30 protein-coding genes and 1 other annotated feature are annotated in these 26314 nt (G+C 53.7%); of the genes, 21 read left to right on the forward strand and 9 right to left on the reverse strand.

Features of this window, described 5'->3' with window-relative positions; translation table 11 throughout:
* The first annotated feature begins 95 nt into the window (after positions 1-95).
* The 5 genes from U9O48_RS09450 to U9O48_RS09470 all read left to right on the forward strand — a co-directional run bounded on the left by U9O48_RS09450 (position 96) and on the right by U9O48_RS09470 (position 5468).
* Positions 96-578, forward strand: a complete 483-nt coding sequence (locus U9O48_RS09450; protein WP_282495010.1) for a fimbrial protein — start codon at positions 96-98, stop codon at positions 576-578.
* 40 nt (positions 579-618) lie between these two features.
* On the forward strand, positions 619-1182 hold the full coding sequence (locus U9O48_RS09455) for a fimbrial protein (protein ID WP_324724171.1): 564 nt from the start codon (positions 619-621) through the stop codon (positions 1180-1182).
* A 64-nt stretch (positions 1183-1246) separates the two neighbouring features.
* Positions 1247-1966, forward strand: coding sequence for a molecular chaperone (locus U9O48_RS09460; RefSeq protein WP_324724172.1), 720 nt, complete (start codon positions 1247-1249; stop codon positions 1964-1966).
* Positions 1967-2090: 124 nt separating this feature from the next.
* Positions 2091-4484 (forward strand): fimbria/pilus outer membrane usher protein, encoded by a 2394-nt coding sequence (locus tag U9O48_RS09465; RefSeq protein WP_324724174.1) that lies wholly within the window; start codon positions 2091-2093, stop codon positions 4482-4484.
* Positions 4485-5468, forward strand: coding sequence for a fimbrial protein (locus U9O48_RS09470; RefSeq protein ID WP_324724175.1), 984 nt, complete (start codon positions 4485-4487; stop codon positions 5466-5468).
* A gap of 685 nt (positions 5469-6153) precedes the next feature.
* Here U9O48_RS09470 and U9O48_RS09475 read toward each other — a convergent pair.
* The 4 genes from U9O48_RS09475 to hxpB all read right to left on the reverse strand — a co-directional run bounded on the left by U9O48_RS09475 (position 6154) and on the right by hxpB (position 9934).
* Positions 6154-7545 carry an L-cystine transporter gene (locus tag U9O48_RS09475; RefSeq protein ID WP_285144758.1) on the reverse strand — a complete coding sequence of 464 codons (1392 nt, stop codon included), beginning with the start codon at positions 7543-7545 and terminating at the stop codon, positions 6154-6156.
* Between the two features lie 126 nt (positions 7546-7671).
* Positions 7672-8262, reverse strand: a complete 591-nt coding sequence (locus tag U9O48_RS09480; protein WP_282492003.1) for a metal-dependent hydrolase — start codon at positions 8260-8262, stop codon at positions 7672-7674.
* Between the two features lie 94 nt (positions 8263-8356).
* Complete coding sequence (gene kduD / locus U9O48_RS09485) at positions 8357-9118, reverse strand: 2-dehydro-3-deoxy-D-gluconate 5-dehydrogenase KduD (protein WP_285150710.1); 762 nt, start codon at positions 9116-9118, stop codon at positions 8357-8359.
* 147 nt (positions 9119-9265) lie between these two features.
* Entirely contained in the window at positions 9266-9934 is a 669-nt protein-coding gene (hxpB, locus tag U9O48_RS09490; RefSeq protein WP_285150709.1) for a hexitol phosphatase HxpB, read from the reverse strand.
* 146 nt (positions 9935-10080) lie between these two features.
* Between hxpB and U9O48_RS09495 the strand changes: the two genes are divergently transcribed.
* A complete protein-coding gene (locus tag U9O48_RS09495; RefSeq protein ID WP_282492000.1) occupies positions 10081-10617 on the forward strand; it encodes a YniB family protein in 537 nt (178 codons plus the stop codon).
* A gap of 37 nt (positions 10618-10654) precedes the next feature.
* Here the strand turns inward: U9O48_RS09495 and U9O48_RS09500 are convergent, their stop codons facing one another.
* The 3 genes from U9O48_RS09500 to pfkB all read right to left on the reverse strand — a co-directional run bounded on the left by U9O48_RS09500 (position 10655) and on the right by pfkB (position 12946).
* Positions 10655-11515, reverse strand: coding sequence for a fructosamine kinase family protein (locus tag U9O48_RS09500; RefSeq protein WP_285150708.1), 861 nt, complete (start codon positions 11513-11515; stop codon positions 10655-10657).
* Between the two features lie 105 nt (positions 11516-11620).
* Positions 11621-11911, reverse strand: a complete 291-nt coding sequence (gene ghoS, locus U9O48_RS09505; RefSeq protein WP_282491998.1) for a type V toxin-antitoxin system endoribonuclease antitoxin GhoS — start codon at positions 11909-11911, stop codon at positions 11621-11623.
* A gap of 102 nt (positions 11912-12013) precedes the next feature.
* Positions 12014-12946 (reverse strand): 6-phosphofructokinase II, encoded by a 933-nt coding sequence (gene pfkB, locus U9O48_RS09510; RefSeq protein ID WP_285150707.1) that lies wholly within the window; start codon positions 12944-12946, stop codon positions 12014-12016.
* A 293-nt stretch (positions 12947-13239) separates the two neighbouring features.
* On the opposite strand from pfkB, the gene U9O48_RS09515 reads away from it, so the two are divergent.
* Both U9O48_RS09515 and U9O48_RS09520 read left to right on the forward strand, forming a co-directional pair.
* Entirely contained in the window at positions 13240-13998 is a 759-nt protein-coding gene (locus U9O48_RS09515; protein ID WP_282491996.1) for a DUF481 domain-containing protein, read from the forward strand.
* Positions 13999-14262: 264 nt separating this feature from the next.
* Entirely contained in the window at positions 14263-14496 is a 234-nt protein-coding gene (locus tag U9O48_RS09520) for a hypothetical protein (protein WP_100780480.1), read from the forward strand.
* Between the two features lie 120 nt (positions 14497-14616).
* Here the strand turns inward: U9O48_RS09520 and yniD are convergent, their stop codons facing one another.
* Positions 14617-14727, reverse strand: a complete 111-nt coding sequence (gene yniD / locus U9O48_RS09525) for a small membrane protein YniD (protein WP_282491995.1) — start codon at positions 14725-14727, stop codon at positions 14617-14619.
* Between the two features lie 67 nt (positions 14728-14794).
* Positions 14795-14887: a stress response membrane protein YncL gene (yncL, locus tag U9O48_RS09530; RefSeq protein ID WP_282491994.1), complete on the reverse strand. Its 93-nt coding sequence runs from the start codon at positions 14885-14887 to the stop codon at positions 14795-14797.
* A 314-nt stretch (positions 14888-15201) separates the two neighbouring features.
* Here yncL and thrS point away from each other — a divergent pair, with 314 nt between their 5' ends.
* The 13 genes from thrS (at position 15202) to U9O48_RS09595 (ending at position 26263) form a co-directional block, all read left to right on the forward strand.
* Positions 15202-17130 (forward strand): threonine--tRNA ligase, encoded by a 1929-nt coding sequence (gene thrS / locus U9O48_RS09535; protein ID WP_100780477.1) that lies wholly within the window; start codon positions 15202-15204, stop codon positions 17128-17130.
* A 3-nt stretch (positions 17131-17133) separates the two neighbouring features.
* On the forward strand, positions 17134-17676 hold the full coding sequence (infC, locus tag U9O48_RS09540; RefSeq protein ID WP_071818735.1) for a translation initiation factor IF-3: 543 nt from the start codon (positions 17134-17136) through the stop codon (positions 17674-17676).
* Between the two features lie 96 nt (positions 17677-17772).
* Positions 17773-17970 (forward strand): 50S ribosomal protein L35, encoded by a 198-nt coding sequence (gene rpmI, locus U9O48_RS09545; RefSeq protein ID WP_001124225.1) that lies wholly within the window; start codon positions 17773-17775, stop codon positions 17968-17970.
* Positions 17971-18024: 54 nt separating this feature from the next.
* Positions 18025-18381 (forward strand): 50S ribosomal protein L20, encoded by a 357-nt coding sequence (rplT, locus tag U9O48_RS09550; protein ID WP_012017122.1) that lies wholly within the window; start codon positions 18025-18027, stop codon positions 18379-18381.
* A 75-nt stretch (positions 18382-18456) separates the two neighbouring features.
* Positions 18457-18580: a sequence feature (Phe leader region), on the forward strand.
* Complete coding sequence (pheM, locus tag U9O48_RS09555) at positions 18462-18506, forward strand: pheST operon leader peptide PheM (protein WP_001386830.1); 45 nt, start codon at positions 18462-18464, stop codon at positions 18504-18506. (Overlaps the previous feature by 45 nt.)
* Before the next feature lie 40 nt (positions 18581-18620).
* Positions 18621-19604 carry a phenylalanine--tRNA ligase subunit alpha gene (gene pheS / locus U9O48_RS09560; protein WP_282491993.1) on the forward strand — a complete coding sequence of 328 codons (984 nt, stop codon included), beginning with the start codon at positions 18621-18623 and terminating at the stop codon, positions 19602-19604.
* Between the two features lie 15 nt (positions 19605-19619).
* Positions 19620-22007, forward strand: coding sequence for a phenylalanine--tRNA ligase subunit beta (pheT, locus tag U9O48_RS09565; protein WP_324724179.1), 2388 nt, complete (start codon positions 19620-19622; stop codon positions 22005-22007).
* 4 nt (positions 22008-22011) lie between these two features.
* Positions 22012-22311 (forward strand): integration host factor subunit alpha, encoded by a 300-nt coding sequence (gene ihfA / locus U9O48_RS09570; protein WP_003857805.1) that lies wholly within the window; start codon positions 22012-22014, stop codon positions 22309-22311.
* 101 nt (positions 22312-22412) lie between these two features.
* Entirely contained in the window at positions 22413-23393 is a 981-nt protein-coding gene (btuC, locus tag U9O48_RS09575; RefSeq protein WP_324724180.1) for a vitamin B12 ABC transporter permease BtuC, read from the forward strand.
* 35 nt (positions 23394-23428) lie between these two features.
* The gene (locus U9O48_RS09580) at positions 23429-23980 is read left to right on the forward strand and encodes a glutathione peroxidase (RefSeq protein WP_324724181.1); all 552 of its coding nucleotides are present in this window, start codon (positions 23429-23431) and stop codon (positions 23978-23980) included.
* The gene (gene btuD, locus U9O48_RS09585) at positions 23980-24735 is read left to right on the forward strand and encodes a vitamin B12 ABC transporter ATP-binding protein BtuD (protein WP_324724182.1); all 756 of its coding nucleotides are present in this window, start codon (positions 23980-23982) and stop codon (positions 24733-24735) included. The genes U9O48_RS09580 and btuD overlap by 1 nt, the downstream gene beginning before the upstream one ends.
* 74 nt (positions 24736-24809) lie before the next feature.
* Positions 24810-25274, forward strand: a complete 465-nt coding sequence (locus U9O48_RS09590) for a C40 family peptidase (RefSeq protein WP_282491987.1) — start codon at positions 24810-24812, stop codon at positions 25272-25274.
* Positions 25275-25552: 278 nt separating this feature from the next.
* Complete coding sequence (locus U9O48_RS09595) at positions 25553-26263, forward strand: EAL domain-containing protein (RefSeq protein WP_282491986.1); 711 nt, start codon at positions 25553-25555, stop codon at positions 26261-26263.
* Positions 26264-26314: the final 51 nt, after the last annotated feature.

Raw genomic sequence — 26314 nt, forward strand, 5'->3', positions numbered from 1 at the left:
TTTTATTCTTATAAAAGGGAAATCATATGAGCAAAATGTTTTATAAAAAAATGACGCTTGCATCTTTAATTGCTGCAAGCGCCCTGGTTTCATCAATGGCTAACGCTGCAGATGATTCTGACACTTTGTCTTTACAGGTATCAGGCACCATTAATCCTGCACCGTGTGGGCTGATCGTGAGCAAAACTGCGCTGGATCTGGGTTCTTCTCTGATTAGCGATCTGAAAACCTCCGATCAAACCCCGGCAGAAATTGGCACCCGTACGCTGCAGGTTTCTCTCACTGATTGTCAGCCAACCACCAACGTGGAGCTCCGCGTTCTGGGTGCTTCTGCAGAAGGCGACAGCACGCTGCTGGCAAACAGTGCAGCAACGAATGCGGCAACCAACGTTGGCGTGGGTGTGTGGAATAAGAAAGATGGCAGCCAGGTCAAAATTGGCGGGGACCCTATTATTCTGGTTCCTAATTCCCCAACGATGACCAATCTGGATTTCGCATTAGCGAAAGCGGATGGTTCTGCTGCAGTGACTGCCGGTGATGTGACCACTACCGCGCAGATCAAAGTCACTTTCCTCTAAACCACGGCTATTGCTCAGATAAAATATTAAGGGATTTATTATGAATAAGAAAATTATCGCGATGGCGATGGCAATGGCCTTTTCCGGCGTTGTAGGCATGAGCAATGCGGCGCAGGAGCCTATTTCTCAGGACGTTACCATCACCGGTCATGTACTGAATGAAATTTCCTGTCAGGTTAAAGCGGATGCAACGCTGAGCTTTGATAATATCGAAATGACTCAGATCGGGACCCTCGAGTCAGGAAAACCGCTGGCGAATGGCGCAGCAAAACCCTACATGATTGCCGTGACCAAATGCCCGGCGGGCCAAAAGATTTCTGTGACCATTCAGGGAACGCCTGATGCGGAAAACGTACAGCTGGTGGCGCTAAATGATGCTCCAGGCGCTGCACAAGGCGTGGGTATTGGTTTCTGGGACACGATTATGGCGACCAACGAACACAAACTGCTGGCCGTGAACGACAACAGCTCAGTGCCGCGCGAAGTGAACAGTGACGGTGCCGTTAACATCCCTCTGAGCATCGCACCGGTACAGTCGACTACAGAGGCGGCTGTAGCAGGCACCATCAGTGCCACCACCAGCATCAAAGTGAATTTCCTGTAATTAATTTTTAACTCTCCAGTGGCTGGCTAACAGGCCAGCCCTTTTTTTATCTCCGGGAACGACCATGAAATTAAATCCGATTGTTGCTGCTGCCATTATTTCGCTGGCAGGGCTGAGCTTTGCTTCACAGGCGACCGTCCAGTTATCTGCGAACCGCCTTTTTTATAGCGCCAAAAATCAGGACGTGAATATTACGGTTAAGAATGTTGAAGACCGCGAATATTTGGTGCAGTCCTGGGTTGATGCAAAAGGTAATCCCGAATTAGAACATAACGCGAAACTGCCTTTTATTGTTTCACCCCCGTTGTTCCATATGGCGAATAAAAGCGAAGCCGTTGTGCAGATGATGTATTCCGGTGAAGGGCTGCCAACCGATCGCGAAAGTCTGGTCTGGCTGGACGTCAAAGCCATTCCGGCAATGACCGATGGCGAGAAAAAAGTCAAAACCAAAGTCATGGTCGCCGTTCTGACCCGTATTAAAGTCTTCTATCGCCCGGAAAATCTGCCAGGCAATGCGACGGATGCCATTGCCGCGCTGTCATGGAAAAAAGAGGCCAATAATACCGTGACGGTAAAAAATGACTCTCCTTATTACGTCGTCATGAATAAAGTCAAAATCAATGATGACGAAGTGAAAGTCTCCATTGAAGACAACAATACCGTGGTGGCCCCTCATGGCAGCAAAACCTATCCGGTTAAAGCAGCGAAAGCGGGAACCAAAGTGACCTGGAGCGCCATTAATGAATACTCAGTGGTGTCTGCTGAGCACAGCGTAACGCTGTAATTATTGTATGCCATCAGTCCATACCCGGAAAAAGACGTCCCCGCGCTTTGCGCGTAGTGCGGTTTCACTGTGCGTTTTGCTCTCTGTTTCGGCCGCTCATGGGGAAGCCTATTTCGATCCTGGCATGATGCAGCCTGTTGACGGCGCGCCGGCCATTGGCGATCTGAATGCGGTGATGGCGAATCAGAAAAAAGAGGGGACCTATCATGTCTATATTGATGTTAACGGCGAAAAATTTGCGACCGGTGATATTCAATTTAGCCTGAAGAATGACGAGCTGGTGCCCTGTGTGCCCATGACGATGTATGCCAAAATTGGCGTCGATCCCTCGGCATCGGATGTGCATCTCAATCCTGAAAAAGACGATCGTACCTGCGCGTTGTTGACCGAAGCGGTTCCCGTGGCGCAATCGTCTTTCGATTTTTTAACCAAGAAATTGTCCCTCTCTTTTCCGCAAAGTACGCTGCGTGCGCATCTGAAAGATGAAATCCCCGCGGCGCTTTGGGATGACGGCATTCCGGCGTTGCTGGTGGGCTACCAGGCATCGGGCTCGCAAACGCTGCAAAGTCAGGACGAGAGTTCTAAAGGTTCTGATAATTTCGTGAACCTGAAAAACGGTATTAACCTTGGCGCCTGGCGTTTGCGTAATCTCTCCACTTTCACCCAAAGCAGCGATGCCGGGACACACTGGGACAGCACCAGTACCTACATCGAACGCGCCCTGCCGGGTATCAAAGGGGAACTGGTGGTGGGCGATGCCTATACCACCGGGGATCTTTTTGACAGCATCCGTATTAAGGGCGTTCAGGTGGCGTCAGATACGGATATGGTGCCAGACAGTATTAATGGCTTTGCGCCAGTGATCCGCGGGATCGCCAAAAGCAACGCCACGGTCACCATCCGGCAAAATAACAACATTATCTACCAGACCAACGTCGCCCCTGGGCCGTTTGCCATTACCGATCTGGCGCCGGTATCCTCCGGCGGTTCGCTGGAAGTGACGGTGAAAGAGGCGGACGGGACGGAGACGCGCTACAACCAGGCTTTTGCCTCGATGCCGATTTTGCAGCGTAAAGGCTCACTAAAATATGCCTTCTCTGCCGGGAAATACTCGGAAGCAGAAGCCCACGGCACCGAACCTGACGTTTTCCAGGCGGTTCTCGCCTACGGATTGCCGTACAGCCTGACCTTGCTCAGTGGTTTGCAGCACAGCAATGAATATCAAAGCGTCGATTTGGGGCTGGGGCTGGATTTAGGGTTCCTCGGGGCTATGTCGCTGGATGTGGCAAAACAGAAAGCCACGCTTTCCACGGACGATGAAAACCGCGAAGGCAGCGCCACGCATTTTGTCTGGCAAAACCATATCAATAAAACGCGCAGCGACATCAATCTGGATCTCACTCAGTACAGTAAACGCTATATCTCCTTTGCCGATACTTACGCGGATACTGATGCTCAGCAGGCTAAAAAACAGCAGCTCTCGCTGTCGTTTAATCAGGCGCTCACCGATACCCAAAGCCTGTTTGTGTCGATGAACAAAACGGATTACCAGAACAGCGCAAGCGCGAAAATGTATCAGGTGGGATTTAACACTCCGCTGTGGAAACTCAATGCTTCTGTCACCTTTGGACTGAATCAAAATCTCGATGAAAATGGCTCGGTGACGCGCGATAAGCAGCTGCTGTTCAACTTCTCCTTACCGCTCTCGGTATTTGACTCAGCCTCGACGGCTAATGCGACGGCGATGATCACCAATGATTTAAAAGGCAACAGCAATCAGACGGTCGGCGTGAACGGCAACATCATGAATTCCCCGGCGCTAACCTATAACACCCAGTTCGGTTACAACGTCAAAAAGCATGACGATGACACCAAAAATGCCAACGTCGGTGCGACCTACAAAGGGCGCTACGGCGAGGCGCAGGCGGGATACAACCAGGACGACCAGCAAAAACAATTCACTTATGGGCTTAACGGCCAGCTGGTTCTCCATCGGCACGGTTTGACGCTGGGGCAATACTCCGACGGCTCGATCGCCCTGGTGAGTGCGCCGGGCGCCGATCATGTGGGTATTACCAATAATCTCGGCGTTTACACCGACTGGCGTGGCTATACCCTCGTGCCTGATTTAACCGCCTATAAAACAAACTCGGTGCAGATCGATCCTGACAGCGTGGGGCAGAACATGTCGTTTGAGAATATTTCGGCAGAGGTCATTCCCACTAAAGATGCGGTGGTGATGGCCAGTTTCCCGGTCAATATCGGGCGCAAAGTGCTTTTCACGCTCAACTACAAAGGGGATGTGATCCCGTTTGGTTCCCAGGCGTACCTGAAAGGCAGCGATCGGATGTTTTTTGTGGGCGATCGTGGAGAACTGTTTATTACCGGCGCATCCGAAGAAGGGGAGATCACCGTGGACATGACCGAAGACCATCAGTGCAAGGCTCATTATCAGTTACCGAAAAGCAAAGGTAAGTTGCCGATTACCATGATGCCATTAGCCTGCGGGGATCAATAAATGCGTATTTTTCCAGCCACGGTGTTTCTGCTCATCGCAGGCGGTGCGGCGCTGCCCGCGCTCGCGTCAGCCTGCGATTTGCAACGTCAGGCAACGGTATCCGTCGCGCTGAGCGGGGCGCTGCAAAAAGACCCGCTTAGCGCCAGCGTCGGCGAGACGTTGTATGTCAAAAGGGCGTCACTCTCGACGCTGGCGCACCGCAAGCAGGATATCCTCTGCACGCCGGTTCAGTCGCAGGAGCAGCTGATCCTCAAAGGCAACATGACCGGTACCATGACGGGAGACCATGTTTATCCTACGTCCGTTCCGGGGATCGGCGTGCGGCTGTCGGTGGTGGTGGGGCAAAAAGGGAATCACACGTCACTCCTGACGTTGCCGGTATCAGAGCAAATTGCGCTAAACAGCGCGACGGATATCACCAGCGACAACGTGTTTGTCAAAACCGAGCTGGTCAAAACCGGGCCGATCGCGACGCTGGGTAATATTAGCTACCAGACCCCGTCGTTGCTGTCGTTTTCGCGCTCGGCGACGCAGCAGATCGTCAACGTGGATTACTCCCTCGCTGTGACGCCACCAGCCGGATATTGCCGGTTCACCTCCACTCACGCGGCGTTCAGCCTGGCGGCGGTGGACAGCAGCGCGGTGATATCCTCTTCGGCGCTGCCCGCAACGCCGCTGCCCATCAACTTTGCCTGCGTCGGCGCACCCGCGCATATCGAAATGACGCTCTACGGTGCGGCGGATGCGGTAGCGAATGGGGTGTTACGCAATAAAGAGGGGACGGAGCAGGCGACGGGAGTTGGCGTTCAGCTGTTGTATCGCAATGCGCCTGTGGCGTTCGGCTCGCCGATATCGCTGGATGATGTTCCACTCCTCAACAATCAGGGCGATATTCCGCTGTCGGCGCGGTATGTCGCCACATCCGGGAAGGTCACCGCAGGTAAAGTGGAAACCCTGGCGACGATTAAGCTGAATTTCTTGTAGCGGAAAAATGGCATAAAAAAAGGCCCTCAATGGAGGTAATGCTGGTCCCAGGACCTTTATGGCATCAGTGGAATCGTTCCGTTCACTTTCGTTCCTCTGCTTCCGGTCCATCTCTCTGCGGTGAACGTGCCAGGGTGGCTCAATCGCCACCACCCTGGCAACCCCGGCTCCCGGCAAAGAAAATCGCCGCTTCGCGGTGCCTTCGTCTTATTCCTTCCGGCTGACGGGGACGGGCGCAGGTAACATCCCTGTAAGTCGCGCCCTCGACGCACATCCCTGTGCGTCGCCCCTGCCTCCAGTCAACGCCTCAGCGATTTTCAGCCGGACTCACGTTCCCTCAACCTTTTCAGCCGTCTGCATGTTGCACCGGTGTGGGTCCCCGCAGAAATCGGCGAACCGGAGGCCAGATGACAAGGGCTGGACGCCATGGATGGCGGCCAGAGGCGAAACGAGACAGGAAGTCGAGTCGAGCCGACCGCAGGCAGATGGCCGGGAGGTGAGCGCAGTGCGAAGCACCGATTTCATGGCGGGGCGCGGGGATTGCAAAGGGGGCCGCGTGGCCCCCTTTGCACGTTCACAGGTTGTGACGCGATTATATTCTGCTGAACATGAGGTGAACGGAACAACCTCAGATGCTTAACTGATCAGCATTCCCTCAATGGAGGGCCTCTTGTCGCTTGTACGATTAACGGTGCGCCAGTTCGGCGTTCTCTTCGCTATCGAGGATCACTTTGTCGGTCTGCTTCAGCCACTGGCTGGTGAGCGTCCCGGCGGTCATGGAACCGTTGACGTTCAGGGCGGTACGACCCATGTCGATCAGCGGCTCAACGGAGATCAGCAGGGCGACCAGCGTCACCGGCAGGCCCATCGCAGGCAGCACGATCAGCGCGGCGAAGGTTGCGCCACCACCGACACCGGCTACACCGGCGGAGCTGACGGTCACGATACCGACCAGCGTTGCAATCCACATTGGATCCAGCGGGTTGATACCGACTGTTGGAGCCACCATCACTGCCAGCATTGCCGGGTAGAGACCCGCACAACCGTTCTGACCAATGGTCGCGCCGAAAGAGGCGGAGAAGCTGGCGATTGACTCTGGTACACCCAGACGACGGGTCTGCGCTTCCACGTTCAGCGGAATCGACGCGGCGCTGGAGCGGCTGGTGAAGGCGAAAGTCAGCACCGGCCACACTTTACGGAAGAACTTCAGCGGGCTCACGCCGTTCACGCCGAGCAGGATGCCGTGGACGGCAAACATGATGATCAGACCCAGGTAAGAGGCGACCACGAAGCTGCCCAGCTTGATGATGTCCTGCAGGTTAGAACCGGCAACGACTTTGGTCATCAGCGCCAGCACACCGTATGGGGTCAGCTGCATCACCAGACGAACCAGCTTCATTACCCAGCTCTGCAGGGTGTCGATGGCGGTCAGGACGCGCTGGCCTTTCGGCGCATCGTCTTTCAGCAGTTTCAGCGCAGCCACACCCAGGAAGGCGGCGAAAATCACTACGCTAATAATGGAGGTTGGGTTCGCGCCCGTCAGATCGGCAAACGGGTTTTTCGGTACGAAGGAGAGCAGCAGCTGAGGCACGCTCAGATCGGCGACTTTACCTGCGTAGTTAGTCTGAATGGCGGCCAGACGCGCGGTTTCCGCGGTGCCCTGCACCAGACCTTCAGCGGTCAGGCCAAACAGGTTAGTGACCAGCACACCGACCAGCGCGGAAATCAGCGTGGTGAACAGCAGGGTGCCGATGGTCAGGAAGCTGATTTTACCCAGCTGTGATGCGTTATGCAGACGGGCCACCGCGCTCAGAATAGAGGCGAAGACCAGCGGCATGACAATCATTTGCAGCAGTTGCACGTAGCCGTTACCGACAACGTTGAACCACTGAATCGAATCTTTCAGCACCGGGTTATCTGAGCCGTAAATCGCCTGCAACGCAAGACCAAATACCACACCCATACCCAGACCGACGAGTACCTTTTTCGCCAGGCTCCACTGCTTATGACGCGTCTGCGCCAGCAGCAACAGCAAGACAACGAACACCACGATGTTCGCAATAAGTGGAAAATTCATCCCCGTTCTCCTGATTTATTACCGACCGGTATTTTCCGATCCTGTTGGCGCAAGGTTAGCAGAAGTGTGATGTGGCGCTTATATCCAAATGGAATGGATTATGACAAATGGGATTATTTAGTCTGTTTAATGTTCAATCTGGTGATGAATAAAGCGATTGAACTGAAATTGCAGGGAATTGATCATCTGCGACGACCAGCGAACTGCACCATTTTCGGGCAGAGTCTGGGGCATCCAGACCGAATAAGCGAACAGCGCCATGCACAACACGCGCTCCAGCTGGTTGCCTTTTTGTGGGGCCAGAATCGGGAAACGGAAGCGCCAGCGGCACGGCCACAGCAGCGGAACACCCGCGGGAGTGAGCATATCCGCGAGAATGTGGCTTAAATAGCCGAGCACCATCCCCTGAATCGCATCGGCGGGGACAATCCAGCTTTCGGGGATCTTTAAATAGAAGAGGGTCAGCAGAATAAATACCGCCAGCAGGCTATGGGTAAACCCGCGATGGCCGAAGGCCCGGGCGATAGGCTTTGATACCCATTTCAGCCGCTGGCCGAGAAATGACTTCGGATGATCGATATCCGGCAGCAGGCAGGTCAGGACCGCAGAAGGAACAATATGCCACCAGTCGCCCTGCGCCAGAACAGGGGTTAGCTCAGCGTTTTTGGCAAACACTGCGCAGGCAATAGAAAAAAGGAGGTGGCCTTCCGCCGTCATGATAAAACCCATGAAACTGTCAATTCATACAGTATAGGGTTTTTATACAGTAGGCGGAAGAGGTTACGGTGTAACTCTTTGTCACAAACTGGCGTTAACGCGCCAGCCAGCCGCCATCCACGGCAAGGGTGTAGCCATTGATATAGTCAGAGGCTTTTGACGCAAGGAAAACCACCGGGCCTTGCAGGTCTTCCGGTACGCCCCAGCGCGCGGCGGGAATACGGTCCAGAATCTCTTTGCTGCGCTGATCATCCTCCCGCAGCTCCTGAGTATTATTGGTCGCCATATACCCCGGCGCAATCGCGTTGACATTGATGTGATGCCCGGCCCATTCGTTGGCCAGCAGGCGCGTGATGCCCAGCACGCCGCTTTTGGAAGCCGTATAAGAAGGCACGCGGATCCCGCCCTGGAAGGAGAGCATCGAGGCGATGTTGATGATTTTGCCGCCGTCACCCTGGGCGATAAACTGGCGCGCCACGGCCTGGGAAAGGAAAAAGACCGATTTGAGGTTCAGGTTCATGACGTCATCCCAGTTCTTTTCACTGAAAGACAGGGCATCCTCCCGGCGGATGGTTCCGGCGTTGTTCACCAGAATATCGACGCGGCCCATCTCCGCGACCGTTTGGGCCACAATGGATTCGAGAGCGTCCTGTTGGCTGAGATCGGCCTGAATCGCCATAAAGCGTCGGCCCAGGGCTTTGACTTTTGCGGCGGTCTCTTCGGGGATCCTGCGGTTCACGCCCACAATGTCACATCCGGCTTGCGCCAGACCGAGCGTCATTCCCTGGCCTAAACCGGTATCGCAGCCGGTGACGATGGCCACTTTTCCCGCCAGATTAAAGGCATCCAGTATCATATTTACCTCAGAGTGTAGGGTTATTATCGTTCTGAAGGTAAGAATAGGAGCCGCTTCGCGGAAATACAAATAAAAATGAAATGATGTTTTAAAAATTGACGAGGTGTCATGTTTTCGGGCAACGGAGCGTTGCCCGAAGGGGAGTGCTTAGCCGCGCAGATGGGCTACGGTGAGATCGGCAAGCGTCGTCAGTTTCGCATCCGCCAGGGCAAAGCGCGGATCGTGCTGGCCCTCTTCGGCGGGGACCACGATGGAGCGCATTCGCGCCGCTTTCGAAGCGATCATACCGTTCACCGAATCTTCCAGCGCCACGCAGGCCAGGGTATCGACGCCCAGTTTGGCGGCACAGTCCATATACACCTGCGGATGCGGCTTGCTGTACGGCAGTTTTTCCGCCGAGGCCAGCGCGTCAAAGCTGTCGCGCAGGTCGAACATCTCCAGCACTTTTTCCAGCATGTGCAGCGGGGAGGCGGACGCCAGACCGACTTTCAGCCCCTGCGCTTTGCACAGGGCGATGGCTTCGCGAGCACCCGGCAGCAGCGGGCGGTTCTCTTCTACCAGCGAAATCGCGCGGCTGATAATACGGTCGGTCACTTCCTGGCGGCTCGGGCCATTCCACGGCTGGTGGGCATACCACAGCTCAACAACCATATCGATGCGCAGTCCCAGCGTGTCCGGGAGTTCGCTACGGCGGCTGATATCCACTCCAATGCTGGCCATGACATCCAGTTCGGCACGATCCCACAGCGGTTCGGAATCGATTAACAATCCATCCATATCGAAAATGGCAGCAACAATCTGGCGCGGGGTCGACATAACGATATCTCCTTTCACAGGTTTACAGCACAGGGAGAGTCCTGAGTTACTCCGCAATTTACCATATTGCCCCTAAAGAACGGGCGAAATTCGTAAGCAGAAGGTAAACTTAGGCTCAAAGAGAGCGTCTTAATGAAGGGGAACTGATGACGTATCAACAAGCTGGACGCATAGCGGTGCTAAAACGCATTGCCGGATGGGTGATTTTTATTCCGGCCGTGATTTCCACGCTGATCTCTGTGCTGAAATTCATGTACGAGCACAGCGAAAAACAGGCAGGGATCAATGCGGTTATGCTTGATTTTGCGCATGTGATGATCGAGATGATGCGCTTTAATACGCCGTTTCTTAACATCTTCTGGTACAACTCGCCCACGCCCGATTTTCATCAACAGTTGAACATTGTGTTCTGGATTATCTTTGCGCTGATTTTCATCGCCCTGGCCCTGCAGGCCTCCGGCGCGCGCATGAGTCGCCAGACCCGTTTTCTGCGTGAAGGGGTGGAAGATCAGCTGATTCTGGAGCAGGCGAAAGGGCCCGAAGGGTTAACCCGCGAGCAGATTGAGTCGCGTATCGTGGTGCCACATCACACCATTTTCCTGCAGATTTTCCCGCTGTATGTCCTGCCTGTGATTATCATCGTCTGCGGCTATTTCTTCTTCTCACTGCTCGGTTTTCTGTAACGCAAAACGGGTGGTCAGGCACCACCCGTTTTCGCCTTTACGCCGCTAAAATCCTGTCCAGCGCGCGCTGCGCATTCACCAGATGTTCACCTCCGAACAGAATCGCCCGGTTAAACAGGGTATAAAGCTGGTAAATAGGCTGGCGTTCGAGGAACCCCGACGGCAGCGGTGAAACCGACTGATATCCGTCGTAGATTTGCGGTGGTTGCTCCGGATGCAGTGGCAGCATGGCCAGATCGCATTCGCGGTCGCCCCAGTAGCAGGCAGGATCAAAGATGTAAGGCCCGTTCGGCCCTAAGGCGCAGTTTTCAGACCACAGATCGCCATGCAGCAGCGAAGGCTGAGGCTGGTGGGACGCCAGGCGCTGCTGAACGTGCTCGACAATGGCGTCGATATTGCCGAACTCCAGGCCTTTTTCGGCAGCCAGCTCCAGCTGCCAGCCGATGCGCTGCTCGGCAAAGAAGGTCGACCAGCGGCGCTGCCAGGCGTTGGGCTGTGGGGTGGTGGAGAGGTCGTTATCAAAATCGAGACCAAACTGCGGCTGGTCGCTCCACTGATGCAGGCGAGCGATTTGCTGGCCTAACAGAAAGGCGTTGTGCGCGTCCAGCGGACGGGCAGGGAGATAGTCCATCACCAGAAAGCTGTAGTCGCGGTCGCTCCCCACCGCCCAGACCTGCGGGACGGAGACAGTTTTGCTGCGCGACAGCAGTTCCAGCTGATCGGCTTCGGCGGTGAAGATGGGGAGCAATTCCCGCTCATCACATTTGACGAAGAAATCCCGCCCCGCGAAGCGCACATGCCATGCGGCGTGAATTTCACCACCCGGCAGCTCGTTACGCAGCTCGATCTCCCCGTCGCCCAGTTGCTCGTTTAACAGATGACTGATAGCCTGCCACATGATGATTCTCCCATGTTGTCCGCCAGATCATTAAGTTAGCGCAAAAACGCCGTTCAATAATACGAGCTAACGCACACCTGAGCCGTCAGGATCACTGCAGGGCATTTATTGTTCTCTTTTTTGCCACTCTTCCCAGGTTTTTACGTCAATATTTGCCTCTTTGCCGGTCGCGCTCTCAACCAGGCCGCTGGCCAGCGTTTTCACTTCGTCACGATCGAGGGGGCTTATCAGGCCAAACGTATTGGTCCCCAGATCGTGAACGTTGCCTTCGTCATCCGTCAGGGTCAGCAGGAAACCGCCGCGCGTCAGGTGATTGGTGATCTCGTTGAGTTCCGTCAGCGAGTCTTCATGAATTTTGATGGTTACAACGTAGCGGGTGATGTCACCACTGCTCATATTTCACCTCTTTGTTATCGCGAAAGTTTTCTTAGCATAGTCGATTGCGCCAGTTTGGCGACTTAACGGGAAATTCCCCCCATCGCTGAGGGGAGGCGGTTTTTAATTCTGGGACAGGTAATCGACGATTTTTTGCGTGTCTTCGAGAGAGCACAGGCGCGTGCCGTGGTTAATCGTGGCGGCGCTACCGGCCGCGACGCCGTAGCGCGTCATCTCCAGCAGCGACGCACCTTGCGCCAGTTTTAAGGTCATCGCGCCGACCATACTGTCACCGGCACCGACGGTGCTTTGGCTTTTCATTGGCGGCGGAACGACCTGTACCGATCCGGTTTCGTCGACGCCAAGGGCACCCTGTGGTCCCAGAGACACCACCACGCGACGCGCTTTGCCGCTGCGCACCAGCTCCTGCGCGGCAGAGCGCACGTCATCCGGCTGGGTTAACGGGCGGTTGACCAGCGCGCTCAGCTCTTTCTGGTTCGGTTTAATCAGTTCCAGATCGCCGGACTCCAGCGCGGCGGTCAGCGCTTCGCCGGAGCTGTCGACGATACAGCGCAGGCCTTTCTTCTTCGCCGCCTGAATCAGTTGGGTAAGTTTTTCACATTTCACGCCGGGCGGCAGGCTGCCGCTGATGACCAGCAGGGCGCCGCTTTCGATGGCGAGCACTTTCTCTTCCAGCTGGCGAAACTCATTGTCATCCAGCATGGCGCCGGGCATCACAAAGCGGTACTGTTCGCCGCTCGATTCGACGTGGACGTGCAGGTTCTGGCGCGTCCAGTCTTTGGCTTCCACCGTATCGACGGCCACCTGTTCATCCGCCAGCAGTGCCACCAGATGTTCACCGGTCGCGCCGCCCGCCGGGAAGATCGCCGTGGCTTTTCCGCCAAGATAGGTGATGGCGCGCGCGACGTTGATGCCGCCACCGCCAGGTTCGAACACCGGTGCAGTGCAACGCAGTTTACCTTCGGGATAGATCTGCGGTGTCAGCGTGGCGCTGTCGAGGGAAGGGGAGAGCGTTAGCGTATAAATTCGGACCATTATGACCTCCTTTTAGCATGGGCTCCGGTAAGCATGGCACAAAAGACGAGAAGGGAAAGTAAATAACAGTATGATTTTAAATATAAATGTTTAGACGCTTTGTGCGTTTTTATTATGAAGGAAATAACGTTTTGAGATCGTTCTTATTCAAAAATTGAAATAAGAAATCATTGCTATGTTATATGAGCCTTTTTATAATTTGTTACCTTTCTAAGGATGCCTTGTCATTGATCCTCAAGAAAGTTTCCGAGACCGTGATGGTCTCTTTTTTTGTTGTACGGACTCCTTTATAAATGAAGCTCTTGAAGACAGTACCTGCCGCAATGATGCTGGCGGGTGGCGTGTTTGCCTCGATGTACGCAGCCGCTGACGATACCGTTTTTACTGTCATGGATGACCCATCCACTGCGCAGAAACCGTTTGAAGGTAACCTTAACGCTGGGTATCTGGCGCAATCAGGTAACACCAAAAGCTCTTCCCTGACCGCAGACACCACCATGACCTGGTACGGCAATACCACTGCCTGGTCCCTGTGGGGTAACGCCAGCAACACCTCATCTAACGACGAGCGCTCCTCTGAGAAGTATGCAGTGGGTGGCCGTAGCCGTTACAACATGACGGATTATGACTATCTTTTCGGCCAGGCAAGCTGGTTAACTGACCGCTACAATGGCTATCGCCAGCGTGACGTGTTTACGGCCGGTTATGGTCGTCAGTTCCTGAATGGTCCGGTCCACAGCTTCCGTTTCGAATTCGGTCCTGGTGTGCGTTATGACGAGTACACCGATGGCGATACCAAAACGCAGCCGCTGGGTTACGCGTCCGGTACTTACGCCTGGCAGTTCACCGATAACGCCAAATTCACCCAGGGTGTTTCCGTATTTGGTGCTGATGACACGACCCTGAACTCTGAGACCGCGCTGAACGTGGCGATCAACGAACACTTTGGTCTGAAAGTCGCTTACAACGTGACCTGGAACTCGGAGCCACCGGCTTCTGCGCCAGAACACACCGACCGCAGAACCACGGTTTCTTTAGGCTATAAAATGTAATTCCGGCGGGCCGATATATTCTCGGCCCGTTTTTATATTTTCACAAACTGTGCTATTTAATATTAAACGGCGTTTTATTTTATTTGTTTTTCTGTTTCTCCATCATTTCTTCATAATTCCCTCTGTACATTAATATTCAGTTTATTTGACACGATTTGATAAATAAATTGACTAGGCAAAAGTGTGATCCAGATCTACACTAACAATACAGGCAATTCATTGCCTCAAGTTGTTCTGCATTAATTCAGATAGAGAAGAATCATTATGAATAAAATCAAAAACGCTGCCGCAGCAATGGTGCTTTCTGCACTGTCATTTGGTGTATTTGCTGCTGATTCAGTGACTCAACCTGCCAGTGATACCACCAACCAAATCGGCATTACCCGTGCTTCTGATGTTGAAGCGGGCTCAAACATCGCGCCGGGCTCCCAGTCTACCGGTCAGTCAATGAATGACGCGTTTGATGTGCATAAACTGGTCGCAGGTGAGTGGTCTTAATTGAGCATTACGCTAAATGGTTATGACCAGTGAAAAAACCGGATAATGATGTACCGGTTTTTCGTTTGATATGTGCTGCGGAATTATTCTGAACAGACGTGAATTAATAACTCACTCAATCTACACGCCCCAGATCATCGCTGCCCAGCGTAATAAAAGCATCGCCCCACAGATAGCGATTAATACGACCACCATTTTCCAGTGTTTTTGCGCAAAGCGTTTTGATGGCATAAACCGTTCCTTCGTCAGTTGATAAACATGAGTTTATCAAAAACGGCCCTATCGCGCACCCTCGGGGTCAGAACCAATGGAACTTCTCCGCCAGAATCATGACCAACGCCGCTGCGGAAACAATATTCAGGATCACCACTGTTCGACTGGAAACATTCATGTAACGCCCCTTTCGTTGTCAGGACCTGTTCAAGATTAGCTCAGCAAAATGGGATTGCGAGCGCCACCCCTAAAAACTCATGCAAAAGTATGAGAGGCATCAATCTGGTCGCAGAGGGTGCATTCACCCTTTTTTTAGTGTTACCATCGCAGGGCAGAACGTAAATCAGCCTTTGTCTGATTCGTCGCTGTTCCAGACTGCGAGCCAATTTGACGATTGTTGGTCAGATGGTGTCGCAATCTATTGATAAAACACGATTATTTTCTTTGTATATGCTCTTATGTGTGGGGCATCACTGCAAATAAGGATATAAAATGCCTGTAATTACTCTTCCTGATGGCAGCCAACGCCATTACGACCACGCCGTTAGCCCGATGGATGTTGCTCTGGACATTGGTCCTGGACTCGCAAAAGCCACCATCGCCGGCCGTGTCAATGGTGAACTGGTTGACGCCTCCGATCTGATTGAAAACGATGCGCAGCTGTCCATCATTACCGCCAAGAACGATGAAGGTCTTGAGATCATTCGTCACTCTTGTGCGCACCTGTTAGGCCATGCCATCAAACAGCTGTGGCCAAACACCAAAATGGCGATCGGCCCGGTGATCGACAACGGTTTCTACTATGACGTTGACCTTGACCATACCCTGACCCAGGAAGATATCGACGCGCTCGAAAAACGTATGCACGAGCTCGCCGAGACCAACTACGATGTCATCAAGAAAAAAGTCAGCTGGCACGAAGCGCGTGAAACCTTCGTGAAGCGTGGCGAGAACTATAAAGTTTCGATCCTTGATGAGAACATCGCGCATGATGACAAGCCTGGCTTGTATCATCACGAAGAATACGTCGACATGTGCCGTGGACCGCACGTGCCGAACATGCGTTTCTGTCATCACTTCAAACTGATGAAAACCGCAGGCGCCTACTGGCGTGGCGACAGCAATAACAAGATGTTGCAGCGTATTTATGGTACCGCCTGGGCAGATAAAAAAGCCCTGAGCGCCTACTTGCAGCGTCTGGAAGAGGCCGCGAAACGCGACCACCGTAAAATCGGTAAGCAGCTCGACCTGTACCATATGCAGGAAGAGGCACCAGGTATGGTGTTCTGGCATAACGACGGATGGACTATCTTCCGTGAACTGGAAACTTTCGTGCGCTCCAAGCTGAAAGAGTATCAGTATCAGGAAGTGAAAGGCCCGTTCATGATGGACCGTGTGCTGTGGGAAAAAACCGGCCACTGGGACAACTACAAAGATGCGATGTTCACCACCTCTTCTGAGAACCGTGAATACTGCATCAAGCCAATGAACTGCCCGGGCCACGTTCAGATCTTCAACCAGGGTCTGAAATCTTATCGTGACCTGCCGCTGCGTATGGCGGAGTTTGGTAGCTGCCACCGTAATGAGCCATCAGGCGCACTGCATGGTCTGATGCGTGTTCGTGGCTTTACCCAGGATGATGCGCATATTTTCTGTACTGAAGACCAGGTGCGTGATGAAGTCAACGCCTGTATTCGTATGGTCTACGATATGTATAGCACCTTTGGCTTCGAGAAAATCGTCGTCAAACTCTCAACTCGTCCGGAAAAGCGTATCGGTAGCGACGAGACCTGGGATCGTGCTGAGGCGGATCTGGCAGTTGCGCTGGAAGAGAACAACATCCCGTTTGAATATCAGGTGGGTGAAGGCGCATTCTACGGTCCGAAAATTGAATTTACACTGTATGACTGCCTCGATCGTGCATGGCAGTGCGGAACAGTCCAGCTGGACTTCTCCCTGCCGCAGCGTTTAAGCGCCTCTTATGTTGGCGAAGACAACGAGCGTCAGGTGCCGGTAATGATTCACCGTGCAATTCTTGGGTCTATCGAACGCTTTATCGGCATTCTGACCGAAGAGTTCGCTGGCTTCTTCCCAACCTGGCTTGCGCCAGTGCAGGTCGTGGTCATGAACATCACCGATTCTCAGGCCGATTACGTTAAAGAATTGACGCAGAAACTACAAAATGCGGGCATTCGCGTAAAAGCGGACTTGAGAAATGAGAAGATTGGCTTTAAAATCCGCGAGCACACTTTACGTCGGGTCCCGTACATGTTGGTCTGTGGTGATAAAGAGGTGGAAGCAGGCAAAGTTGCCGTTCGCACCCGCCGTGGTAAAGACCTGGGAAGCCTGGACGTGAGTGAAGTGATTGAGAAGCTGCGACAAGAGATTCGCAGCCGCAGTCTTCAACAACTGGAGGAATAAGGTATTAAAGGCGGAAAACGAGTTCAAACGGCGCGCCCGAATCGTATCAACAGCGAAATTCGCGCGCAAGAAGTTCGCTTAACAGGTCTGGAAGGCGAGCAGCTTGGTATTGTGAGTCTGAGAGAAGCTCTGGAAAAAGCTGAAGAATCCGGAGTAGACTTGGTCGAAATCAGCCCTAACGCCGAGCCGCCAGTTTGTCGTATCATGGATTACGGCAAATTCCTCTATGAAAAGAGCAAGTCTTCTAAGGAACAGAAGAAAAAGCAAAAAGTTATTCAGGTTAAGGAAATTAAATTCCGACCTGGCACCGACGATGGCGATTACCAGGTAAAACTCCGCAGCCTGGTACGCTTTCTGGAAGAGGGTGATAAAGCTAAGATCACGCTGCGTTTCCGCGGTCGTGAGATGGCTCACCAGCAGATCGGTATGGAAGTGCTTAATCGCGTCCGTGACGATCTGAGTGAACTGGCAGTGGTCGAATCCTTCCCATCGAAGATCGAAGGCCGCCAGATGATCATGGTGCTCGCTCCTAAGAAGAAACAGTAAGGCCTTCAAGTAGCAATTCCTGTGGAGCCTACGGGCTTCGCAGGTTTTGTTCGCCTATGTTTCGTTTATTAACAATGCGAAGTGGAAGTTATTAAAATGCCAAAAATTAAGACCGTACGCGGTGCTGCTAAGCGCTTCAAAAAAACCGGTAAAGGTGGTTTTAAGCACAAGCACGCAAACCTGCGTCACATTCTGACTAAAAAAGCTACCAAGCGTAAACGTCACCTGCGTCCGAAAGCCATGGTTTCCAAAGGCGATCTGGGCCTGGTCATCGCGTGCCTGCCGTACGCATAAGTCGTAAACGTTTATTAACCTTTTTTAACTTAGAATAGATACAGGAGAGCACATATGGCTCGCGTAAAACGTGGTGTAGTTGCCCGTGCACGTCACAAGAAAATTTTGAAACAAGCTAAAGGCTACTACGGTGCGCGTTCTCGCGTATACCGCGTTGCCTTCCAGGCTGTTATCAAAGCTGGTCAGTATGCTTACCGTGACCGTCGTCAACGTAAGCGTCAGTTCCGTCAACTGTGGATTGCGCGTATCAACGCAGCAGCACGTCAGAACGGTATTTCTTACAGCAAATTCATCAACGGCCTGAAAAAAGCCTCTGTTGAAATCGACCGTAAGATCCTGGCTGACATCGCAGTATTCGACAAATTAGCGTTCACCGCTCTGGTCGAAAAAGCGAAAGCAGCACTGGCATAAGCCAGTTGAGAGAGGGGGCTTTGCTCCCTCTTTCATTTCCACCCCATCCGGGACGATTGAAAACACAAGGTAACGCAAGCATGAATGCTGCTATTTTCCGCTTCTTCTTTTACTTTAGCACCTGAATTCCGGGGGCTTGCGCGTGAAAGATGAAACGAAAAACAGCGCCAGAAAGCCTCCTGATGGAGGCTTTTTTTGTTTCTACCGCTTATGAATATCGCCACATAACGAGGAAAACCATGTCACATCTCGCAGAGCTGGTTGCCAGTGCAACGGCAGCCATTAACCAGGCCTCAGATGTTGCCGCATTAGACAATGTCCGCGTCGAATATCTGGGCAAGAAAGGGCATCTGACCCTGCAAATGACCACCCTGCGTGAATTGCCGCCAGAAGAGCGCCCGGCAGCGGGTGCGGTGATTAACGAAGCCAAAGAGCAGGTTCAGCAGGCACTGAATGCGCGTAAATATGATTTAGAAAGCGCCGCGCTGAATGCCCGTCTGGCCGAAGAGACCATCGACGTCTCTCTGCCAGGTCGTCGTATCGAAAACGGCGGTCTGCATCCGGTCACCCGTACCATTGACCGCATTGAAAGTTTCTTCGGTGAGCTCGGCTTTACCGTGGCGACTGGCCCGGAAATCGAAGATGACTATCACAACTTCGATGCCCTGAACATTCCAGGCCATCATCCGGCACGCGCTGACCACGACACTTTCTGGTTTGATGCGACCCGTCTGCTGCGTACCCAGACCTCTGGCGTGCAGATCCGCACCATGAAAGAACAAGAGCCGCCGATCCGCATTATCGCGCCGGGCCGCGTGTATCGTAACGATTACGACCAGACGCACACCCCGATGTTCCATCAGATGGAAGGCCTGATCGTCGATAAGAACATCAGCTTCACCAACCTGAAAGGCACGCTGCACGACTTCCTGAACAACTTCTTTGAAGAAGATCTGCAGGTTCGTTTCCGTCCGTCCTACTTCCCGTTCACCGAACCTTCTGCAGAAGTGGACGTGATGGGCAAAAACGGCAAATGGCTCGAAGTGCTCGGCTGCGGCATGGTCCATCCAAACGTTCTGCGTAACGTCGGTATCGATCCGGAAGTCTATTCCGGCTTTGCCTTCGGCATGGGCATGGAGCGTCTGACCATGCTGCGCTATGGCGTGACCGATCTGCGCGCATTCTTCGAAAACGATCTGCGTTTCCTCAAACAGTTTAAATAAGGGCAGGACAGAACAATGAAATTCAGTGAACTGTGGTTACGCGAATGGGTGAACACCGCGCTCGACAGCGAAGCGCTCTCTAACCAAATTACCATGGCAGGCCTGGAAGTGGACGGCGTTGAGCCGGTCGCAGGCGCATTCAACGGTGTGATTGTCGGTGAAGTGGTCGAGTGCGGCCAGCACCCGAACGCGGACAAACTGCGCGTCACCAAAGTTAACGTCGGTGGCGATCGCCTGCTGGACATCGTCTGCGGCGCGCCAAACTGCCGCCAGGGCCTGAAAGTGGCTGTGGCAACGGTCGGTGCGGTTCTGCCGGGCGATTTCAAAATTAAAGCGGCGAAACTGCGCGGCGAGCCGTCTGAAGGCATGCTGTGCTCCTTCTCCGAGCTGGGTATTTCCGACGATCACAACGGCATTATCGAACTGCCTGTTGATGCGCCGATTGGCACTGACATCCGCGAATACCTGAAGCTCGATGACAACACCATCGAAATCAGCGTGACGCCAAACCGTGCCGATTGCCTGGGCATCATCGGCGTGGCGCGCGACGTTGCGGTGCTGAACCAGACCGAACTGAACGCACCGGAAATTGCACCGGTTGCGGCCACCATCAATGACACGCTGCCAATTTCTGTGCAAGCCGCTGACGCTTGCCCACGTTACCTCGGTCGTGTGGTGAAAGGCATCAACGTTAAAGCGCCAACTCCGCTGTGGATGAAAGAAAAACTGCGTCGCTGCGGGATTCGTTCTATCGATGCGGTGGTCGACGTGACCAACTACGTTCTGCTGGAACTGGGTCAGCCGATGCACGCCTTCGATAAAGATCGTATCGAAGGTGGGATCGTGGTGCGTATGGCGAAAGAGGGTGAAACCCTGGTTCTGCTCGACGGTAGCGAAGCCAAACTGAACGCTGATACGCTGGTCATTGCTGACCATACCAAAGCGCTGGCGATGGGCGGCATCTTCGGTGGCGAGCACTCTGGCGTGAACGACGAGACGCAAAATGTCCTGCTGGAGTGCGCATTCTTCAGCCCGCTGTCTATTACCGGCCGCGCACGTCGCCATGGCCTGCACACGGATGCCTCTCACCGCTACGAGCGCGGCGTGGATCCTGCTCTGCAGTATAAGGCCATGGAACGTGCGACTCGCCTGCTGATCGACATCTGTGGCGGTGAAGCGGGTCCGGTGATTGATGTGACCAATGAAGCGACGCTGCCTAAGCGTGCGACCATCACCCTGACTCGCGGCAAGCTGGACCGTCTGATCGGCCATCACATTGCTGATGCACAGGTGAGCGATATCCTGCGTCGTCTGGGCTGCGAAGTGACCGAAGGTCAGGACCAGTGGCAGGCCGTTACGCCAAGCTGGCGTTTCGACATGGAAATCGAAGAAGACCTGGTGGAAGAAGTGGCCCGTGTTTACGGCTACGACAACATTCCTAATGAGCCTGTGCAGGCCGGTCTGGTAATGGGTTCCCACCGCGAAGCCAACCTGTCCCTGAAGCGTGTGAAAACCATGCTCAACGACAAAGGCTATCAGGAAGTGATCACCTACAGCTTCGTAGATCCGAAACTGCAGCAGTTGATCCACCCAGGTCAGGAAGCGCTGATTCTGCCAAGCCCGATCTCCAGCGAAATGTCCGCGATGCGTCTTTCTCTGTGGACCGGTCTGCTCGGCACTATCGTTTACAACCAGAACCGTCAGCAGAGCCGCGTGCGTATCTTCGAAACCGGTCTGCGCTTTGTGCCTGATACCCAGGCAAATCTCGGTATCCGTCAGGATCTGATGCTGGCTGGTGCTATCTGCGGCAACCGCTATGAAGAGCACTGGGATCTGACCAAAAACAGCGTCGATTTCTACGATGTGAAAGGCGATCTGGAGTCTGTTCTCGATCTGACCGGTAAATTGTCTGAAATTGAATTCCGCGCAGAAGCTATCCCAGCCCTGCATCCGGGCCAGAGCGCTGCCATTTATTTACACGGCGAACGCGTTGGTTTCGTTGGCGTTGTTCACCCGGAACTGGAACGCAAACTGGACCTGAACGGCCGCACCATGGTGTTTGAGCTGGAGTGGAACAAGGTCGCAGACCGCGTGGTTCCTCAGGCTCAGGACGTTTCGCGCTTCCCGGCGAACCGTCGCGATATCGCCGTTGTGGTCGCTGAAAATGTGCCTGCAGCAGATATTTTGGCCGAGTGTAAGAAAGTTGGCGTAAATCAGGTAGTTGGCGTAAACTTATTTGACGTGTACCGCGGCAAGGGCGTAGCAGAAGGTTCTAAGAGCCTCGCTATTAGCCTTATCCTTCAGGATACCAGCCGTACACTCGAAGAAGAGGAGATTGCCGCTACCGTTGCCAGATGTGTAGAGGCATTAAAAGAGCGATTCCAGGCATCATTGAGGGATTGAACCTATGGCGCTTACAAAAGCTGAAATGTCAGAATATCTGTTTGATAAGCTTGGGCTTAGCAAACGGGATGCCAAAGAGCTGGTAGAGCTGTTTTTCGAAGAGATCCGTCGTGCTCTGGAAAATGGTGAGCAGGTAAAACTCTCCGGTTTTGGCAATTTTGATTTGCGAGACAAAAACCAACGTCCGGGCCGTAACCCGAAGACGGGGGAAGATATTCCCATTACAGCCCGCCGCGTGGTGACCTTCAGACCCGGCCAGAAGTTAAAAAGCCGTGTCGAAAACGCAACGCCCAAAGCAGAGTAATATGAACTAACCCAAAAAGGCCGCAATCGCGGCCTTTTTTCTTTGCGCGAAGGCATACCCACCGTAAAATCAATATCATCGCCCACTTGAAAACAGAACCCATGCTTGATTTTGCCCGTCGACAACACCGCTCCGATCTGCGCTGGTTACTGGTGCTGTTGGCATTACTGACTGCCGTTTTTGCGCTGAGTTTGTGTGCCGGAGAGCAGTGGATCGGGCCAGAACACTGGGCGAGCGAGCAGGGCAAGCTATTTGTCTGGCAAATCCGCCTGCCGCGCACGGTGGCCGTGGTTTTAGTCGGCGCGGCGCTGGCGCTGTGCGGCACTATCATGCAGGCATTGTTTGAAAATCCGCTGGCGGAGCCGGGGCTGCTTGGCGTCTCCAATGGCGCGGGCGTCGGCCTTATCGCCGCGTTAATGCTTGGCGGCGGGACCCTTTCTGGCTGGAGCATCAGCCTCAGCGCCATCGCTGGCGCACTTCTTATCACCGTCATTTTACTGCGTTTCGCCAGGCGACATTTGTCGACCAGCCGTCTGCTGCTGGCCGGGGTCGCGCTAGGGATTATCTGCAGCGCGCTGATGACCTGGGCGGTGTACTTCTCCACGTCGTTCGATCTGCGCCAGCTGATGTACTGGATGATGGGCGGTTTTGGCGGCGTGGACTGGCGACAGGGCTGGCTGATGGCGCTCCTGATCCCGGCGATCCTGTGGGCCGCTTTTCAGGCGAAGCCGCTGAACATGCTGGCGCTGGGGGAAATCTCGGCCCGCCAGCTGGGCCTGTCTATCGGCCTGTGGCGTAATGTGCTGGTGGTGGCTATCGGCTGGATGGTAGGCGTCAGCGTCGCCCTGGCCGGTGCTATCGGGTTTATTGGCCTGGTAATCCCTCATATGCTGCGTCTGGCGGGCATCACAAACCATCGCACCTTATTACCCGCCGCCGCTATCGCCGGTGCGGCGACGCTGCTGATTGCCGATATTATTGCCCGTCTGGCCATGAGTGCCGCCGAGCTGCCGATCGGGGTGGTGACCGCAACGCTGGGCGCGCCCGTATTTATCTGGCTACTATTAAAGGCCGGACGTTAGATCCGCCCAACCGTAAGACAATCTAAGGGGACGCTATGCAGTACGATATTCTGAATACCGACGTAACAACCATTGATGGCAAGCAAACCACGCTGGAAGACTACCGCGGCAAAGTGCTGCTGGTGGTTAACGTGGCCTCGAAGTGTGGCCTGACGCCGCAGTACGAACAGCTGGAAAACATCCAGAAAGCCTGGGAGAAAGACGGATTGGTGGTCCTCGGATTCCCGTGCAACCAGTTCCTCGGTCAGGAGCCGGGCAGCGAAGACGAGATCAAAACGTTCTGCAGTACCACCTACGGCGTGACTTTCCCGATGTTCAGCAAAATCGACGTCAACGGTGACAACCGTCATCCGCTGTATGAAAAACTGGTGGCCGCAGCGCCTACCGCCGTCGCGCCGGAAGACAGCGGCTTCTACGAGCGTATGGCGAGCAAAGGGCGCGCGCCGCTCTATCCTGACGATATTCTGTGGAACTTCGAAAAATTCCTGATTGGTCGCGATGGTCAGGTGGTGCAGCGTTTCTCTCCAGATATGACCCCGGAAGATCCGATCGTCATGGAGTCCATTAAGCTGGCGCTGGCGAAGTAATGAGTATGCTGTTGCAGCTGACAGGCGTGGCGGAAAAGGGCAGGCTGGAGCCGGTTAACGCCGAAGTCCGCCCGGGTGAAATTGTGCACATCGTGGGCCCAAACGGTGCCGGTAAAAGCACGCTGCTGGCGCGGATGGCCGGAATAACGTCGGGCGAAGGCGAGATTATCCTGCACGGACATTCTCTGCATGAATGGTCGCCCGTCTCGCTGGCCCACCGCCGCAGCTATCTGGTGCAACAGCAAACGCCGCCTTTCGCCATGCCCGTCTGGCACTATCTGGCGCTGCATCAGCATGATAAAAGCCAAACCGCGCTGCTTGACGACGTCACGGCTGCGCTGGGGCTGACAGATAAGCTCTCGCGCAATGTGAATCAGCTCTCCGGCGGAGAATGGCAGCGCGTGCGGCTCGCCGCGGTGATACTGCAAATCCATCCGGCAGGGAACCCGCATGGCTGCCTGCTGCTGCTGGACGAGCCGATGAGCAGCCTGGACGTCGCCCAACAGGCGGCTCTCGACAGACTGTTGAGTCAGCTTTCTGGTAAAGGGATTGCCATCGTGATGAGCAGCCATGACCTGAACCATACGCTGCGTCACGCGCATCGCGTGTGGCTGCTGGCGCGCGGAAAGCTCCTCGCCAGCGGTCCGCGTGACAGCGTCCTGACGCCACCGCATCTTGCGAAAGCTTACGGTATGCCTTTCCGCCGTCTGGACATAGAAGGGCACAGAATGCTGATTTCTACCGCCCAGGAATAAGCGTTTCTTGCAAGGTAGCGTAATCACAGGCTAAATTACGGAAAGGACAAAAAAAGCAGAGGATTCGTCTGGAAATGCGCTTCTGGTTTCTGATCGTGGGCATGTTATTACTTGCAGGATGCAGCAGCCATCGTGCGCCACCCCCAAATCCGCGGTTATCGGATTCGATTACCGTGATTGCCAACCTGAACGAACAGTTGCAAAACTGGCGCGGGACGCCCTATCGCTATGGCGGTATGAGCCGTGGCGGGGTGGATTGCTCGGGATTCGTGTTAATGACGATGCGCGATAAATTCGATCTGCAACTCCCGCGCGACACGCGCACGCAGGCGAAAATTGGCACGGAGATCGATAAAGACGATTTGCTGCCCGGCGACCTGGTATTCTTTAAAACCGGCTCAGGCGAAAGCGGCCTGCATGTTGGCATTTATGATACCGATAACCAGTTTATTCACGCCTCGACCAGTCGCGGTGTCATGAGATCTTCCCTGGATAATGTTTACTGGCGGAAGAACTTCTGGCAGGCCCGACGTATTTAGCCCCCATTTCTGCGATTCCGCGCGGTTTCTTAAGCCGTGCGGATAACTAACTGCTGTGTCCGATACATTAAGTAACATTAATTAATTTCTTTAAATCTCTGTTTTCGCTAAAACTGGATATTATCGGATAACCAGGATAAGATTATTTTTAGATTGAGGGATAAATCTTAAAAATAAAAGGAACGAATGAAATTAACTCTATTAAAATCAATAAAGTTGAATTGTTTTAGCTATTGCTCCAGGATGCACGTTATCTTCGTTACCGCGGGGCAGGCGCTATGATAGTCACCCTCAATAAACCCTGGCAATCTGAACTTTTATTACTCCCGGCGCGCAATAACGCAGGGGAGTTACGTGGTTTGGAAATTTTAACTAACTTTGTTGGTGTGGGTGCTGACGTCCGTATTCCCACCGAGCTGGTGGCTCCCCATCTCACCGAAGAAGAAGAGTTAACGCTGTTTAAAGAGAAACTCGATCTGCTGGATTCCTGTAAACTTTTTTTCGTTCAGCATCAGCTTATAGCATGGATAAATATTACCCCTGCGATAGGCGAGTTTCTTTTAAGTAACGGGAATGCCGCTGCAATATTAGATCGTTATCCGTTTCTTGAGTTTACTGTTAATGAGAACTATCCCGGTTTAATTAACGGTAAGGATGATCTCACTCTGGCAAGAATGGCGATCCACTTCCCGATGGTGCTGGCCGATTACGGTGCAGGCGCGGCGTCGAATAAAGCCGTTTTTGACGGGCTCTTTACCCGTGTGGCGCTGGACAAAGGCTTTATCCAGCAGCGCGTCGTGGAGTTCTCCTTCGAGCCCTTTATGCGGGCGATCCTCGCGCAAATCTCGCCTTATTGCCAGTCGGTGATGGTGGCGGGCGTGGACGACGAAGAGGTTCTGCGCCGCATGATGCCGTTTAGTTTCAGCGCCATGCAGGGCAATCTGTGGTCTGCGGTCACCGCCGAGCAGGTCACCACGCTGGTTCAGTGATAACCCTGATATTCGCCCGTGTTTAACCGCGGGTAAACCCTCTACACTACA

It is taken from the genome of Lelliottia sp. JS-SCA-14 (genome assembly GCF_035593345.1).
GTDB classification, from domain to species: domain Bacteria; phylum Pseudomonadota; class Gammaproteobacteria; order Enterobacterales; family Enterobacteriaceae; genus Enterobacter; species Enterobacter wanjuensis.